Consider the following 15,205-nt stretch of genomic DNA (forward strand, 5'->3'; position numbering starts at 1 on the left):
GAAAATCTATTGCAGACTGTAAAAAATCAAAGCCTGACTACTATCCAAATAGCTATCAAACTTTGATTCTTCTGTCTTATCTTATCTCAAACCCATCTGAGACAATTTATTCTGATATTTATTTTGATCGACAAGCAAGCCCAAGCCTCCATAAACATCGTAGGCATCTACCCAATCACCCAGTTCTGGAACTGTTAATCTCTCAATGCCGTTTTGTGCTCCATTTAGGAAGGATAAACCATTGGTCAATAAGAAACTATAAGGAACATTCGTTGAGGTCATTCCGAAGACCTTGCCAAGTGCCTCTGAGCCTGTAAAGAGCTTGGTTGGATCTTTGATTTGCTGAAGAACTGCTGTCAGCACTTGCTGCTGTCTCTTGGTACGACCATAATCGCCTTCATCATCATCACGGAAACGAGCATAATTAAGCAAGGTCGAACCATTCATCTGCTGTTTCCCGACTTTAATAGTCTGGGTCGGAGACTCTGTTTCCGTAGCATGTAAGTCATCTCCCACCGTAGCTTCAGTTAACGGTTGACCTTCCAAGGTTGAGAATTTGGCATCAATCATCACTCCATCTGGGAACAGCGTATCAATCGCTGTTGCAAAGGCTTGAAAATCAACCAAGGCATAGTACTTAATGTCCAAGTCAAAATTATCTTTCAAGACTTGACGAACCATTTCGGCCCCTTTTTGTCCTTCTTGTTCCCCTAGTTCATAGGCTACATTTAACTTGTTATCCGTCTGTTTCCTACTGTTAATCACTTGACTGTAACCGTCTATATAGACCAAATTATCGCGCATAAAACTGACTAGCTTGATTTTCTTATCTGAACCTCCGACATTTAATACCATAATAGAGTCAGTACGCGTCTCAGCACTATTTTGACCGATTCGCCCATCCGTCCCCATAATCAAAATATTAACTCCATCTCTGGTATCCTGACCATTAAAGACTTCTACTTGAGCGGCCTTAGCATTGGCAGTTTTGGTTGAATCAGCATTTGAATAGCCTTTTAGGAACATAAAAATCATGCCAAGCGCTACACAAGCTAAGATAGCCAGTAAGCCTGCGAAAATACGCCCCCACCGTAGCTTACACTTTTTAGTTTTTTTCATTGGAAGAGAATTGATTTTCTGGTATCTCTCAGAGCGACTACGACTATCATAAGAAGGGATCGAAGTGTTAGCACGTGTCTTTCTATAATCCTCGGTCAATTCTTGACTTTCTGAGGTGGCGTCACTACTTTCCCCATTCAATTTATCTTGCAAGTAAGCAAACTCTTCTTTTTCTCGCTCATTGAGATAGTGAATATTCTTAAGTAGATAGTCATAGCGTAACTGCTCGTGGTGACTTAAGGGATTTTCTTTACTCATCTTCTCTCCTTTCCATGGTCTGATATTAGATAAATAGGATAGGTACCCAAAACCTTATACTGGATTCCAATCGCTTCTAATTCTTTTTGGGCAAAGCGGACCAGATCCTTATCAGCATAGTCCACATCGATAATGAAAAAGTATTCGCCCAGTGCTGTCTTGAGTGGACGACTTTCAATTTTTGTTAAGTCAATTCCTCGCCAAGCAAAGGTCGACAGGGCCTTATAAAGTGCACCTGGAAGGTTGTCAGGTAAGGTCAAGGCCAAACTCATTTTCTCAGTTTGTGCTTGCAAGGGAATACTAGGCTTTTCAGCTCCTAAAACCCAGAAACGTGTGAAATTGGCTTCCATTTCCTGAATATCCTCGGCAATCAGTTCTAAGCCATATTCTTCAGCAGAACTTCTAGGTGCAATTGCTGCAAAGGGCTGGTCTGGATGTTCGGAAATAAAGCGGGCCGCATAGGCTGTACTAGCAGTCACCTCGATTTGAGCATCTGGATACTGTTCATCGATAAATTTCTTTCCTTGCGCCAAGGCCTGTGGATGTGAAAAAATCTTTTCAATCTTAGTATGACCTGGAACCACCATCAACTGCTGATGAATAGGCTGAACGATTTCTGCCACTGCTTGAATGTGAACCTGATGAAAAAGGTAGTCCAAGGTTTCATGAACACTACCCTCGATAGAATTTTCAACTGGCACCACAGAATAGTCCACCAAGCCTTGCTCATAGGCCTTGATGACATCTGTAATATTGGCAAAGGCCTGCAATTCCTCATGAGAAAAAGCTGTCTGCACAACGTGGTGTGAAAATGATCCCTTGGGACCTAGATAAGCAATTTTCATCTCAGTTCCTCTATAATTTCCTCTGGACTTAGCTTGGTCACATCCAAAATCCGACTAGCCACTTCCTCATACCAAGCCTGTCGTTCTTGAAAAATAGCTGCTAGTTCTTCTTTGCTATTATTTAGAAAAAGCGGGCGCTGATTGTCCTTATCAGCTGATATGCGTTGGTAGAGGGTTTCAAAATCGGCTTTTAAGTAAATATTATCAGAATTGGTTTTGAGTAAGTCGCGATTTTTCTGAGAAACGACTACTCCTCCACCAGTTGACACGACTTGGTCTGTTTGTAGTAAATCAGCTAGGACTTCTGATTCTACCTGACGAAAGGCCGCTTCCCCCTTTTCAGAGAAAAATTCCGCAATGGACATGCCTAGGCGTTTCTCTATCAGAGCATCCATATCGAGATAATCTGGGTCCAAGCCTCTTGCAATAGTCGATTTGCCAGCCCCCATAAATCCTAGTAATATCTTAGCCATGAATCAAGCTCTCCAAATCATCAAAGAAGCTTGGATAGCTGGTATTGATAGCTTCAGCACGATCAAGATCCACCTCTCCATCTGCAACCAAGAGGGCCGCGATAGCCATCATCATGCCGATACGATGGTCTCCAAAAGTATTGACTCTAGCACCGTGAAGGGCTGATTTTCCTTTGATAATCATTCCATCTGCTGTAGGGGTGATATCCGCACCCATGCTATTTAAAGCGTCTGCCACAACCTGAATACGGTCTGTTTCCTTGACCTTGAGTTCCTCAGCATCCTTGATAACTGTGACACCTTGGGCTTGGGTCGCCAGCAGGGCAATAATGGGCAATTCATCAATCAAACGTGGAATCAAAGCACCGCCAATCTCTGTTCCTTTCAAGTCAGAAGACTCAACAGTCAAGGTTGCAGATTTAGCGACTGAATCAATTTCAGTTATTTCCAATTTTCCACCCATAGCACGAATGACATCAATGATACCTGTTCGTGTTTCATTAATACCCACATTCTGCAGCACTAGACGAGAATTTGGAACAATCAAACCGGCGACCAGCCAAAAGGCTGCACTGGAAATATCTCCTGGAATAACCACCTTTTGTCCTGTCAATTTTTGCGGTCCTTGGACTGTGATTTTCTTGCCCTCCACACTTAAATGACCACCAAATTGTTGCAACATATCTTCAGTATGATTACGCGTGCACTCTTTTTCGATAATAACTGACTTCCCCTTAGCTTGTAAGGCTGCAAACATCAAGGCTGACTTGACTTGGGCTGAGGCAATTGGCAACTCATACTGAATAGGGGTTAGGTTTTTCGTTCCTTTTAAGTGAAGGGGAGGCAAGTCTCGCTCAGTTTGCCCTGAAATGCTGACTCCCATTTTTTTCAACGGAATAGTCACACGATCCATAGGACGTTTGGAGAGACTATCATCTCCGAACATTTCAACTTCAAAGTCTGCACCGGCAAGGACACCTGAAATCAGGCGAATCGAGGTGCCAGAATTTCCCATATCAAGGGCATTTTGTGGCGCTTTTAAGCCATCCATGCCTACACCTTGAATGGTAATAACCCCATCTTTATCCTCAATTTCAACACCAAGATCACGAAAGACTTGCATGGTCGAAAGGACGTCTTCGCCACGTAATATATCATAGACCTTGGTCTCACCCTCAGCCAAGCTTCCAAAGATAATGGAACGGTGACTGATAGATTTGTCACCTGGAACTCGTATACTGCCGTGTAAGTGGCTAATGTTTGTTTTTAGTTTCATACTGGACCTCATACTTGCAATACTTTTACTTATTTTATCATAAAAAGCCAGAAATTCCTTAAAAATTCCTGACTTTAGAATTGTTATTTTCTTATTTTAGCAATTCTGAAATTGGTTCGAAAACAATTTTTTCAATGTCAGAAAGGTAAATTGCCAATTGTTGTTGCTTGGTAAAGAATTCTGACAATAGGTTATTTCCCTGAATCTGCTTGCCAAAGTTTTCCATCTTAGCTTGGAAGGAAGCGTCTGGCATTTGACCTGTCTGCGCTAATCTTTGAATTTCCTCTTGGAAAGCAACATATTCCGTAAAGATTTTGCTCGCCTCAGCATCTGCTGAAATCTCATCTTTAGCTGTTTTGACAGCCTTGTATTCTGGTAATTCGCGTAGACCGCGACTGAGTTCATTTGCACTATCGTAAATATTTGACATAATTTTCTCCTTATTTGATAACGACTGTGTAGTCGGTATTTTCTGTTATGAGGTGCTCGGCTCGTTCCAAGTCTTGAGCATTTTTAAATGAAATTTGTAAAATCCCGTGAATATCTTCACGGTTTTCCTCGTTGATATGAATATTGACCAAGGAAGTTCCACGTAGCAGTTCCAAAATCCTCAGGATGACATCTTCTTCATCGGGAACATCGACATAGAGGTCATAAGAGCTATCCACGCCACCACGCTTATGGATTTCCATAGCCTGACGTTGCTCACGCGCTTGGTTGAAAAAGTTCCAGATTTGCTCCTCATCTCCCTTACTGATAGCTTGTCCAATCTCGTCCAAACGCTCCTTGAAATCCTCAATTCTATCTAAAATTGTTTCACGATTGGACAAGAGAATGGAGGTCCACATCCCTGGCTCGCTTTCCGCAATCCGAGTCATATCTCGAAAACCACCTGCCGCAAAGCGCCTTGCCATCTCATGTTCTTGAGCATAAACCGCGGTCTGTTCCATGAGACTAGAAGCCAGAATATGAGGAAAATGGCTAATCTGAGAAGTCACTCGATCATGCTCCTTGGCATCAATCTCGATAAAACGAGCATGAAGACCTGAAAGCAGATTCTTCATTTCCTCAAGAGTGTCCTGACTTGTCAGGCTTGAAGGTGTGAAGATATAATAGGCATTTTCAAAAAGATTGACATCCGCAGAAGCAGCTCCTGTCTTGTGACTACCAGCCATGGGATGGGCCCCGACAAAACGAACAGGCTTGCCAGCTAAATACTGCTCCGCCGCATCCACAATGGCTGACTTAGTCGAACCAGCATCTGAAATAATGACACCTTCTTTCAAATCCAAGTTGGCCAACTCCTTAATGAAAGCAATGGTTTGCTTGATTGGTAAGCTAAGAATAATAATATCCGCCAGAGGAGCAAAACTGGCAAAATCATCCGTTGCACGGTCAATCATGCCTTCTTTCAAGGCGATATCTCTCGAAGCTTGACTGCGATTATAGCCTAAAATTTCATAATCTGGATGATCGCGTTTGATACCGAGTGCCATCGAGGCACCAATCAAACCAAGACCTGCGATATAGACTGTTTTTGCCATAGGAACTCCTTAATAGTTCTTTGTATAGTCTCGGTGTTGGGCTACCGCTTCTTTTAATTCCTCTAGATTGTCTGATGAGAATTTTTCAAGGATTTCTTGTGCCAGAACCGTTGCCACAACAGCTTCCATAACTACACCTGCTGCTGGAAGAGCAGTCGGATCACTTCTCTCCACAGTTGCCTTGTAGGGTTCATGGGTTTCGATATCTACACTCATGAGTGGTTTGTAGAGAGTAGGAATGGGTTTCATAACTCCACGAACAACAATGGGTTGCCCATTGGTCATACCTCCTTCAAAGCCGCCAAGATTATTGGTACGGCGAGTATAGCCGTCTTCTTTAGACCAGAGAATTTCATCCATAACTTGGCTACCTTTACGGTAACCAGCTTCAAATCCAAGGCCAAATTCCACACCTTTAAAAGCATTGATAGAAACAACTGCTTGAGCCAATCGCGCATCCAATTTTCTGTCCCATTGGACATAGGAACCAAGGCCAACTGGGACACCTCCGACGACTGTCTCCACAACCCCACCGATGGTATCACCGTCACGTTTGATTTGGTCAATATAATCCTTTATTTCCTGTTCTCTTTCTTGGTTAACAATAGAAACTTCAGACTGGGCAGCTCTTTCCTTAATCTCAGCAACTGTGAGATTCTCAGGAACATCGATTTCCTTGCCACCAAAGACTACGACATGGTTGGCAATCTCCATATCCAGCTCAGCCAAGAGGCGTTTGGCTACTGCGCCAACTGCCACCCGCATGGTGGTTTCACGAGCTGATGAACGCTCCAAGGAATTACGCAAATCATCAAAACGGTACTTGATGCCCCCAACCAAGTCAGCGTGACCAGGACGTGGATGGGTAATTTTTCGTTTACTTTTGAGGCGGTCTTCAATGTCCTCCGCAGACATGATATCCAGCCATTTTTGGTGGTCCTTATTGATGACATCCATGGTAATGGGAGCCCCAGTAGTCTCCCCATGGCGAACACCCGAAGTAAAGATAACTTGGTCGCTCTCAATCTTCATACGACCACCGCGGCCGTATCCACCCTGACGACGTTTCAAATCCTCATTGATGTCCTCTGCTGTCAAAGGAAGTCCTGCTGGAATTCCCTCAATAATAGCCGTCAGACGGGGACCGTGTGATTCTCCTGCAGTTAAATATCTCATACACTCTCCTTATTTTACCAAGTAGTCTTTCATCTCTTCCAGAGAAACTGGGTGAATAGTCGCTGAACCAAGCTCTGGTACCAAGACCAATTTCAAGGTGTTGCCACGCGCTTTCTTATCATGAGTCAAAGCCTGATAAAGCTTGTCAACATCCCAGTTTTCATAGTCAACAGGTAGTCCAAATTTCTGACACATCTCTGTAATAGACTGGGTTATTCCTTCTGGCATGAGGCCTTTCTCCTCAGCAACCTTGGAAATCTGCACCATACCCATGGCTACGGCTTCTCCATGCATGACTGTTCCATAACCTGCCGTTGCTTCTATGGCATGGCCAATAGTGTGCCCAAAATTGAGGTAAAGTCGAACACCGTTATCCAGCTCATCCTCAACTACCATCTTGCGCTTGGCCTGACAAGAATGTTCAATCAAAGTCTCCGCATGTTCCAGAATGCTCTCTACAGAACCATCCAGCTCCGTCAAAAGAGCCCACAGTTCTGGATCCTCAATCAAGCCATACTTGATAACTTCACCCATTCCTTCAATCAACTCTCTCTTTCCGAGCGTTTCAAGGACAAGCGGGTCAATCAGAACCCCGTCTGGTTGGGCAAAGGTCCCCACCATATTTTTAGCAAATGGAGTGTTGACACCTGTCTTTCCGCCGATAGAAGAATCCACCTGGGCAGTCAAGCTGGTCGGAATCTGAACAAAATGAATGCCCCGCATATAGGTAGAGGCTACAAAACCAGCCAGGTCTCCAACGACACCACCTCCGAGAGCCACGATTCCATCACTACGAGTCAGACCTTTCTTAACTAAAAATTCATAGACTTTCTGAACAGTGGTCAGATTTTTCCGTTCTTCCCCTTCTAAAAAGTCAAAAACTGCTACCTGAAAACCAGCATCTTCTATGCTGAGTTTGACCTTCTCTGCATAGAGAGAGGCTACATGATTGTCTGTTACAATGACCACTTTTTGTGGTTGCCATAGTTCTCGCAACCATTGGCCAGCCTGAGCCAGACAACCTTTTTCAATCTGAATATCATAAGGATGATGAGGAATATCGATTCTGATTTTCATAGGAGAGTCTCCTTTTCTTTATTGGTATTTTTCTGTTAAAGACTGCCAAATTTCTTCTGTCGGCATTTCCTTGCCTGTCCACAGTTGAAAAGCTTCTGCAGCTTGATAGAGCAACATACCCAGACCATTGACAGCTGTATTGCCCTGCCTCCTAGCCCATTTTAAAAATGGTGTTTCAAAGGGTTGGTAAATAATATCTGCCACCAAGATAGTTTCTGGCAAATTGATGCTTTCAGGAACTGGGGATGATTGACCATCCATGCCCACACTGGTAGCATTGACCAGTAAATCCGACTCGGCAATCCTTTCTTGCAGTTCAGAAACATCTTCTAAAGCATACAAGTCCACTTTAAAGCCTGTTTGCTCCTGTAACTTGTCTAGATAAGGTCTTGTTTTTTCCATGGAAACTGAACGAACAAAGACCGAAATCTGACTGCCGCCGTCCAAAATAGCTTGTGCCAAAATGGACTTGGCCGCACCACCTGCACCCAGCAGGGTCATCTTCTTACCTGTAATTGTAAAAGAAGGCAAGCTCTTAAAAAATCCCTTGCCATCTGTATTATATCCAATTAAATTGCCATTCTCATTGACAACCGTATTGACCGCACCAATCAAGCGCGCTTCGTCACTCAGTTCATCCAAATATGGAATCACCTGCTCCTTATAGGGCATAGAAAGGTTGATACCAAACATCTGGTAGCGACGAATATTGGCCACTGTTTCTGCCAAATCACCCGCTTCAATCTCCCAAGCTACATAAGCACCGTTGGTAGTTGTCGCCTCAAAGGCGCTGTTGTGGATGAAGGGGGAAATAGAATGCTTAATAGGATTGGCAACAACAGCAGCTAAACGTGTATAGCCATCAAGCTTCATCCAAAATCTCCCGAATTTTTTTCATGTTAGCTAGGGAAATCTGACCTGGGGCACTGGCCTCATCTAGACTAGCAAAGGACCAGCTAGAACCTGTCACATCCGCAGTGATACGAGAGACCTTGCCCACCTTGCCCATAGAAATAGTTACATACTCCTGCTCAGGATTGAGAGTTTTAAAGCCTCGTGTATAGTTCATCAAGTCTAAGACATCCTGCTCCGTGTGAGCCATCACTGCAACCTTGACAAGTTTTGGATTTAGGCTCGTCAACTCTGACAAGATTTCCATCATATTTTCAGGTGTTTCTTGGAAATTGTGGTAACTCAAAACGAGATTTGGGAAGTCCAGCATTTCCTCAAAAACATCCTTGTAGGTATAGTACTCAAAATCAATATAGTCTGGTTGATAGAGTTGCGCCACTTCCTTGATTAGATGGATATATTCTTCTGGAGAAAGGTCGATTTCTCCCCCTTCAGAGCGAGTTCGCAATGTGAAAACCAATTCACGACCTGCAAATTTTTCAAAAATAGCTGGAGCCACCTGCAAAATCGCTTCTTTAGGCAGATAGTCGGCACGCCATTCAATAATATCAGCATCTTGATACCTTGTGGCATCCAGAGCCTGAGCCTCCTCTAAACTTCTTGGCATTACTGAAACGATTAATTTCATTTACTAACCTTCATACTAATCACCTTGAGGTAATTACTACTTTCATCTTTTTTATTATAGGCGAAATCTGCTGGAAGACCGTATTTATTTAAAATCTGGTAACTTCTTCCTGCAAAGCCTTTATCAATTTGATCTGTAAATTTCTGGCGAGAAACATTGGCAGCATTGGTACTGGCAATGATGATTCCTTCAGGATTTAAAATCTCAAGACTCTGGGAAATCAACTTGTGATAATCCTTGGACACAGAGAAAGTTTGTTTTTTATTCCGAGCAAAGCTTGGCGGATCTAGGACAATCACATCGTATGTCAAACCTTTTCGCTTGGCATATTTGAAATATTCAAAGACATCCATGACTATAAAACGATGGTCGTCTGTGCTGATTCCATTTACCTGAAAATGCGCTTGAGACAATTCTCGTGAACGTTTGGCTAGGTCAACAGAAGTTGTCTGGCTAGCTCCTCCCATGGCTGCAGCTACTGAAAATGCTGCTGTGTAGGAAAACATATTGAGCAAGGATTTGCCCATAGCCAAACCATCGACCAGACTACCACGAACCTCATGCTGGTCTAGAAAAATCCCTGTCATCAAGCCATCATTCATAAAGACTTGATACAAGACACCATTTTCTAGAACAGTGAAAAATTCAGGTGCTTCTTGACCATAAACATGGGCAGATTCATAGTCCAAACCCTTAAAACGGATCTTCTCATAGGCTCCTAAAACCTCAGGAAAAACCTGTCTAAAGGCTTCAGAAATAACCTTGCGAATCTGATAAACATAAGAGTTATACCAAGAAAATACAGCATAGTCGCCATAAAGGTCCACTGTCAGGCCGCCAAAACCATCTCCTTCTTGGTTGAAGAGACGAAAGGCAGTTGTCAAATCATCTTGATAGTAGGCACTTCTCTTTTCTTTAGCTTGTCTAAACAGTGCTTCAAAGAACGCTTGATTGAAGGCCACCTTGTCTGTACTCACAAACCAGCCCAAACCCTTGTTTTGCTGAGAAAGGTAGGCAGTCCCAAGAAAGTTTCCTCCTTGACTATAGACTTCTACTTCCTGATCCTTGAGATGGACATCTGCAAGGTCACTAGCTTCTAGTAAAACAAGCCCCTTGGAAAGCTTTTTTTCAACCCGTTTACTGACTCTTATTTTATTCATAATCCCTATTATAGCAAATTTTATGACAATTCTCAAAAAAGAAACTACCCTTGCTTTTTTACTCTAGTTTTAAAAAATGCTATACTAATAAAAACTTAGGAAGTAATTGTGTGAGAATCAATTTTAACAAAATCCAAAAAGCCATCGGTACTAGACTGGGTTGTCCTAACTCTTTTAACCCTATATTGGCTCAAAACCTTATTAGCCTATACCATTGACTTTAATTTAGACATTCAATTAGGAAAGTTGCAGGGAAATTACCTTGCCTTTATCGCCTTTTTCAATCCCCTTCCTTTGGGGCTCCTTCTTCTAGCTCTAGCCCTCTATGCTCGATCAACCAAGATCTTTTATGGTCTGAGTATAGCTATTTATAACCTTTTATTCATTTGGCTTTATTCCAATGTCTTTTACTATCGAGAATTTAGTGACTTTATCACGGCTAATACTATGAAGGTGGTCAGCAAGGTGTCTGTTGGAACTGCTGAACTAGAGTTACTGCGCCTTTGGGATTTCATCTATTTTATGGATTTCCCACTGCTGGCTTTTCTTCTCTATAAAAAATGCATCCAACTGGATAAGAGACCTTTCAGATTCCGCTCCAGTGTCGCTATCACTGCTCTCTCAGCCCTGCTCTTTTCTGCTAATCTTTTCTTGGCAGAGATTGAACGTCCCGATCTCCTATCGCTAGGATTTTCTAATTATTATATTGTCCGCGCCCTTAGTTTACCAGCCTTTTTAGGCTATAGTGCCAACCAATCATACAGCGCCAACAAAGAACGTGCTAAGGCTTCTGAGACTGACCTTCAACCTATCACAGATTATATTCAAGAACATTCCGCTAAGCCCAAGCCAGACTATTTCGGCTTAGCCAAAGGGAAAAATGTGATTTATCTCCACTTAGAGAGTTTCCAGCAATTCCTGCTTGACTATAAACTTAACATAGATGGAACTAAGCATGAAGTCACTCACTTCCTTAATTCACTTTACCATTCGCAATCAACCCTAGCCTTTTCGAATATCTTTAACCAAGTCAAGGCTGGTAAGACCTCAGATGCGGAAACCATGCTGGAGACTGGTTTGTTTGGACTTGACCAAGGTTCTTTCATGGTCAATTAAGGTGGTACCAATACCCAGCAGGCAGCTCCTTTTATCCTATCGAAAAATGGCTACCAATCAAGTGCTGTCTTTCACGGTAATATCGGGACCTTCTGGAACAGAAATACAACCTACAAGCAATGGGGCTACCAGTACTTCTTTGATGCTTCCTATTTCACCAAGCAAGACAGTAGTAATTCTTTCCAATATGGTTTAAATGATAAAATCATGATGAAAGATTCCATCCAATATCTGGAGCACTTGCAGCAGCCTTTTTATTCCAAGTATATCACGGTTTCCAATCACTATCCCTATGCTAGCAATCTGACGGGAGATGAGCTTGGTTTCCCCTTTGCCAAAACCAAAGATAAAACGATAAATGGCTACTTCCAAACGGCTAACTATCTGGACAGTGCTACCAAGGCCTTCTTTGACTATCTCAAAGAAAGTGGCCTCTATGAAAATTCCATCATCGTCATCTACGGAGACCATTATGGAATTTCCAACTCCCGCAATCCTGACCTGGCACCTTTGATTGGAAAGACTTCTGAGAACTGGTCGAATTACGACAATGCCATGTTGCAACGAGTGCCTTTTATGGCGGTCATGCCTGGTTATGAAAAAGGGAAAATCATCAATACCTACGGTGGACAAATCGATATCTTACCTACTCTCGAACACCTCCTTGGTATTAAGTCCAATTCCTTCCTTCAAGTTGGACAAGACCTCCTATCACCAGACCATCAAGAAACAGTTGCCTTTCGAACTGCCAATTCCTTCGTCACACCTAAATACACCAGTTATGACGGACGAACCTACTATACTGAAAGTGGTCTTGAAATCAGTAATCTTGATGAGCAAACTCAGACCGAACTGGAAAGCGTTCGTCAGGCAGTCAGTCAACAGCTGAAAATTAGCGACCAGATTCAAACTGGCGATTTGATACGTTTCTATCAAAAAGATCATCTTGGAACAGTTGATACAGAAAGTATTTCTTACCTCAATTCCTTACCAATTCTGCAAAAAATTGAGCAAGAAAAAGGTAGTCGATCAACTAGTCTCTTTAGCCAACGACAAGGTAAAACCAGTACTGGCCTTTTCAAGGCACCAAGCTACCAAGAACTCCATCCCGAATCTGCAGAAACCGAATCAAAATCACAATAAAAGGCGGCTGCGCAAAAAGTCTTTAAAATCAGAAAAACGCATAATATCAGATGTGCTAAAATCTTGATATTATGCGTTTTATTGTGGAAACAGCCGATTTTTCGTTATTTACTAAAATGAATTTTTTCCAGCCTATTTTAAAATGTTTGGCGTTTAGCTTTACGCTCTGCACGACCTCGAGCGCGATTTTCAGCGCGTTTGGTCTTGCGGCGCTTTTCATCAACCGCCCATTGAATTTTTTTCTTATAACCCGGTTTGACTTTTTTCTTTTTCTTTTTAACCAAACCAATCATTTCGATATCAAGCTTATCTTGTTTTTTCTCACGGTTGGCACGACGATCACGGTCATAGGTATCTTGAAATTCTCCGTCTTTGACCATCTTAGGAGTAAACTTGATTCCCAATTTCTCCAACTCACGGATATCCGAGTCATCACTTGGCTGATAGAGGGTAATAGCTGTACCTGGTAAGCCGTTTCGTCCAGTACGACCAACACGGTGCACAAAGAAAGATAAGTCTTGCGGAATGGCATCATTGATAACATGACTGACACCTTCAATGTCAATTCCACGCGCTGCCAAATCCGTTGCTACAATATACTCAAAATCTAGATTTTTCACCTGATTCATGATACGCTTGCGCTCACGAGGGGCAATATCTCCATGGATTTTTGCCACCTTCAAACCTTGAGCAGTCAGATATGAATGCAACTCATCAGCACGCGTTTTAGTGTTAACAAAAATCATTGCCAAATACGGTTGCATCAACTGAGTCAACTGGTAAATTTGAGCATTCTTGTCACGTCCCTTAGTAGAAATCAACCAATTATCAATAGTGTCAGAAATGACCGTTTTAGTCTTGATTTTCTCCATAACAGGATTTGATAAGTATTTTTTCAAGAATGGTTGCAACTTTTGTGGGATCGTCGCTGAGAAGACCATGAATTGCAAATCTTTTGGAAGGCTGCCAGCAATCTTATCAACAGTTTCCAAGAATCCCATATCCAAGGTCATGTCTGCCTCATCAACCACAAAGGTCTTAGCCTTGTGAATGGCCAAATCACCAGATTTAACCAAGTCGTAGATACGACCTGGAGTACCGATAACAATATGAGGCTGATTGCTTGCCAATTTCTCAATCTGGCGAGCCTTATCCGTACCACCTACATAATTAACCACACGAACTTCAACATCTGAATGGGCTGAAATTTGACGAGCTGCTTGGTAAATCTGAGTAGCTAATTCACGGCTCGGTGCAGTAATCACTGCCTGTACACTATCGCTAGCTTCATCTAATTGCTGGAAAATCGGTAACAAGAAAGTATGAGTCTTACCTGAACCTGTTTTTGATTCTCCTACTAGGTCACGACCTGCCAAAACAATCGGAATCAACTTATCTTGCACCTCTGTTGGAGTTGTAAATTTTAACTCCTCTAAGGCTTCTCTAATATAGTTTTTAAATTGAAATTTCGTAAATGACATAATATCCTCGATTCTATCTATCTTATCAATTATACCATATTTTATTCCATTACAGTAGTCTCACTTATTTGGCTATTTCCAGTAGCTTCTCTAGTTAGAAAAAGGATGGAATTTTATAATCCCAACCTCTTTTCAGTCACTATTTCCAGTTTAAAGTAGCATTCAAGCCATAGTGATCACTCACTTGCGGACTCTTGTTGCCATCAAATACCACATGTAAATTTTCCACCGCTAACTCTTTGGTAGTAAAAACATAGTCGATTCGAAGGGGTTCTGTGTTCCCCTTCCAGCCATCAATTTCTGGTGGAACAGTATAGCTACCACTTTTCTCTTGAGCAACTTCAAATGCGTCTTGTAAGCCTAATGGACTAGCTAAAATAGCTTGGTATCCTTCCTGACCAGCTGGGTTGTTGAAATCCCCAGCAAGCAAAAGTGGCTTGTTCAATTCTTTCAATACAGCCTCAAATCGTGCCCATTCTTCTTGGAAACCTTTATCCCACCAAGAAAGGTGGACACTGGCAACCGCAAGCTCTTTACCTTCAACTACTGTTTCTGCTAAAGCAACTCGACGAGTGTGATAATCTGTTGGATCATCCACATCTGAAACCAAAATTTCTCTTGCTTCAATAGGTGTTTTAGACAAGATAGCCACACCTTCATGATAGCGGTCATAACCGATATGGTTATAGGCCCAAGTCCAGTAGTAATTTTTCCCTTGCTCTGATAACTTCTCAACCAAAAGTCTAACATAGTGATCTTGGTGAATAGGCTCAGCTGCTGGCAAAGCTTGATAGAGATCATTAACCTCCACCTCTTGCGAGGTGATCTCCTGATTGATTTCTTGGAAACAAATCAAATCATAGTCTTTATCAAGAATATCTTCAAGCAAGAACTGGAATTTTTCCTCAGCTTCTTTTTCCATCCAGCTATGAGTATTGAGTGTTAAAAATTTCATGCTTTTCTCCTAAAACAAGAGGTTGGAAAACAGCTTCCAACC

Annotated in this window: 13 protein-coding genes and 1 pseudogene; 1 reads left to right on the top strand and 13 read right to left on the bottom strand. The window is 42.3% G+C overall.

What is annotated here, in order from left to right; all coding sequences use genetic code 11:
* Positions 1 to 81 precede the first annotated feature (81 nt).
* The 11 genes from HT734_RS01490 to HT734_RS01540 form a co-directional block, all read right to left on the bottom strand.
* Positions 82 to 1,377 carry an LCP family protein gene (locus tag HT734_RS01490; RefSeq protein ID WP_061759770.1) on the bottom strand — a complete coding sequence of 432 codons (1,296 nt, stop codon included), beginning with the start codon at positions 1,375 to 1,377 and terminating at the stop codon, positions 82 to 84.
* A complete protein-coding gene (gene pheA, locus HT734_RS01495) occupies positions 1,374 to 2,222 on the bottom strand; it encodes a prephenate dehydratase (RefSeq protein WP_061759769.1) in 849 nt (282 codons plus the stop codon). Before pheA ends, HT734_RS01490 begins: the two co-directional genes overlap by 4 nt.
* Positions 2,219 to 2,695 carry a shikimate kinase gene (locus HT734_RS01500; protein WP_173278226.1) on the bottom strand — a complete coding sequence of 159 codons (477 nt, stop codon included), beginning with the start codon at positions 2,693 to 2,695 and terminating at the stop codon, positions 2,219 to 2,221. Before HT734_RS01500 ends, pheA begins: the two co-directional genes overlap by 4 nt.
* Complete coding sequence (gene aroA / locus HT734_RS01505; protein WP_173278224.1) at positions 2,688 to 3,971, bottom strand: 3-phosphoshikimate 1-carboxyvinyltransferase; 1,284 nt, start codon at positions 3,969 to 3,971, stop codon at positions 2,688 to 2,690. The genes HT734_RS01500 and aroA overlap by 8 nt, the downstream gene beginning before the upstream one ends.
* Before the next feature lie 91 nt (positions 3,972 to 4,062).
* On the bottom strand, positions 4,063 to 4,401 hold the full coding sequence (locus tag HT734_RS01510) for a YlbF/YmcA family competence regulator (RefSeq protein WP_173278222.1): 339 nt from the start codon (positions 4,399 to 4,401) through the stop codon (positions 4,063 to 4,065).
* 10 nt (positions 4,402 to 4,411) lie between these two features.
* Positions 4,412 to 5,515: a prephenate dehydrogenase gene (locus tag HT734_RS01515; protein WP_173278220.1), complete on the bottom strand. Its 1,104-nt coding sequence runs from the start codon at positions 5,513 to 5,515 to the stop codon at positions 4,412 to 4,414.
* Positions 5,516 to 5,524: 9 nt separating this feature from the next.
* Positions 5,525 to 6,691, bottom strand: coding sequence for a chorismate synthase (gene aroC / locus HT734_RS01520; protein WP_173278218.1), 1,167 nt, complete (start codon positions 6,689 to 6,691; stop codon positions 5,525 to 5,527).
* A gap of 9 nt (positions 6,692 to 6,700) precedes the next feature.
* Positions 6,701 to 7,768 (bottom strand): 3-dehydroquinate synthase, encoded by a 1,068-nt coding sequence (aroB, locus tag HT734_RS01525; protein ID WP_173278216.1) that lies wholly within the window; start codon positions 7,766 to 7,768, stop codon positions 6,701 to 6,703.
* A gap of 18 nt (positions 7,769 to 7,786) precedes the next feature.
* Positions 7,787 to 8,641 carry a shikimate dehydrogenase gene (locus HT734_RS01530; RefSeq protein ID WP_173278214.1) on the bottom strand — a complete coding sequence of 285 codons (855 nt, stop codon included), beginning with the start codon at positions 8,639 to 8,641 and terminating at the stop codon, positions 7,787 to 7,789.
* Positions 8,631 to 9,308, bottom strand: a complete 678-nt coding sequence (aroD, locus tag HT734_RS01535) for a type I 3-dehydroquinate dehydratase (protein ID WP_173278212.1) — start codon at positions 9,306 to 9,308, stop codon at positions 8,631 to 8,633. The genes HT734_RS01530 and aroD overlap by 11 nt, the downstream gene beginning before the upstream one ends.
* Positions 9,305 to 10,468: a class I SAM-dependent rRNA methyltransferase gene (locus HT734_RS01540; RefSeq protein WP_173278210.1), complete on the bottom strand. Its 1,164-nt coding sequence runs from the start codon at positions 10,466 to 10,468 to the stop codon at positions 9,305 to 9,307. Before HT734_RS01540 ends, aroD begins: the two co-directional genes overlap by 4 nt.
* Positions 10,469 to 10,588: 120 nt before the next feature.
* Between HT734_RS01540 and HT734_RS01545 the strand changes: the two are divergent.
* Positions 10,589 to 12,727 (top strand): annotated as a pseudogene (locus HT734_RS01545) (LTA synthase family protein).
* Between the two features lie 137 nt (positions 12,728 to 12,864).
* Here HT734_RS01545 and HT734_RS01550 read toward each other — a convergent pair.
* Together HT734_RS01550 and HT734_RS01555 are read right to left on the bottom strand one after the other, a co-directional pair.
* Complete coding sequence (locus tag HT734_RS01550) at positions 12,865 to 14,208, bottom strand: DEAD/DEAH box helicase (RefSeq protein WP_033679947.1); 1,344 nt, start codon at positions 14,206 to 14,208, stop codon at positions 12,865 to 12,867.
* A 139-nt stretch (positions 14,209 to 14,347) separates the two neighbouring features.
* Positions 14,348 to 15,163, bottom strand: a complete 816-nt coding sequence (locus HT734_RS01555; protein ID WP_033679948.1) for an endonuclease/exonuclease/phosphatase family protein — start codon at positions 15,161 to 15,163, stop codon at positions 14,348 to 14,350.
* Positions 15,164 to 15,205 lie beyond the last annotated feature (42 nt).

The organism is Streptococcus sp. k-90, assembly GCF_013277565.1.
Classification (GTDB): domain Bacteria; phylum Bacillota; class Bacilli; order Lactobacillales; family Streptococcaceae; genus Streptococcus.

Excerpts from the sequence above, each read along its gene's own strand:
- HT734_RS01490 (WP_061759770.1), bottom strand. The coding sequence starts at position 1,377 with ATGAGTAAAGAAAATCCCTTAAGTCACCACGAGCAGTTACGCTATGAC.
- pheA (WP_061759769.1), bottom strand. The coding sequence starts at position 2,222 with ATGAAAATTGCTTATCTAGGTCCCAAGGGATCATTTTCACACCACGTT.
- HT734_RS01500 (WP_173278226.1), bottom strand. The coding sequence starts at position 2,695 with ATGGCTAAGATATTACTAGGATTTATGGGGGCTGGCAAATCGACTATT.
- aroA (WP_173278224.1), bottom strand. The coding sequence starts at position 3,971 with ATGAAACTAAAAACAAACATTAGCCACTTACACGGCAGTATACGAGTT.
- HT734_RS01510 (WP_173278222.1), bottom strand. The coding sequence starts at position 4,401 with ATGTCAAATATTTACGATAGTGCAAATGAACTCAGTCGCGGTCTACGC.
- HT734_RS01515 (WP_173278220.1), bottom strand. The coding sequence starts at position 5,515 with ATGGCAAAAACAGTCTATATCGCAGGTCTTGGTTTGATTGGTGCCTCG.
- aroC (WP_173278218.1), bottom strand. The coding sequence starts at position 6,691 with ATGAGATATTTAACTGCAGGAGAATCACACGGTCCCCGTCTGACGGCT.
- aroB (WP_173278216.1), bottom strand. The coding sequence starts at position 7,768 with ATGAAAATCAGAATCGATATTCCTCATCATCCTTATGATATTCAGATT.
- HT734_RS01530 (WP_173278214.1), bottom strand. The coding sequence starts at position 8,641 with ATGAAGCTTGATGGCTATACACGTTTAGCTGCTGTTGTTGCCAATCCT.
- aroD (WP_173278212.1), bottom strand. The coding sequence starts at position 9,308 with ATGAAATTAATCGTTTCAGTAATGCCAAGAAGTTTAGAGGAGGCTCAG.
- HT734_RS01540 (WP_173278210.1), bottom strand. The coding sequence starts at position 10,468 with ATGAATAAAATAAGAGTCAGTAAACGGGTTGAAAAAAAGCTTTCCAAG.
- HT734_RS01550 (WP_033679947.1), bottom strand. The coding sequence starts at position 14,208 with ATGTCATTTACGAAATTTCAATTTAAAAACTATATTAGAGAAGCCTTA.
- HT734_RS01555 (WP_033679948.1), bottom strand. The coding sequence starts at position 15,163 with ATGAAATTTTTAACACTCAATACTCATAGCTGGATGGAAAAAGAAGCT.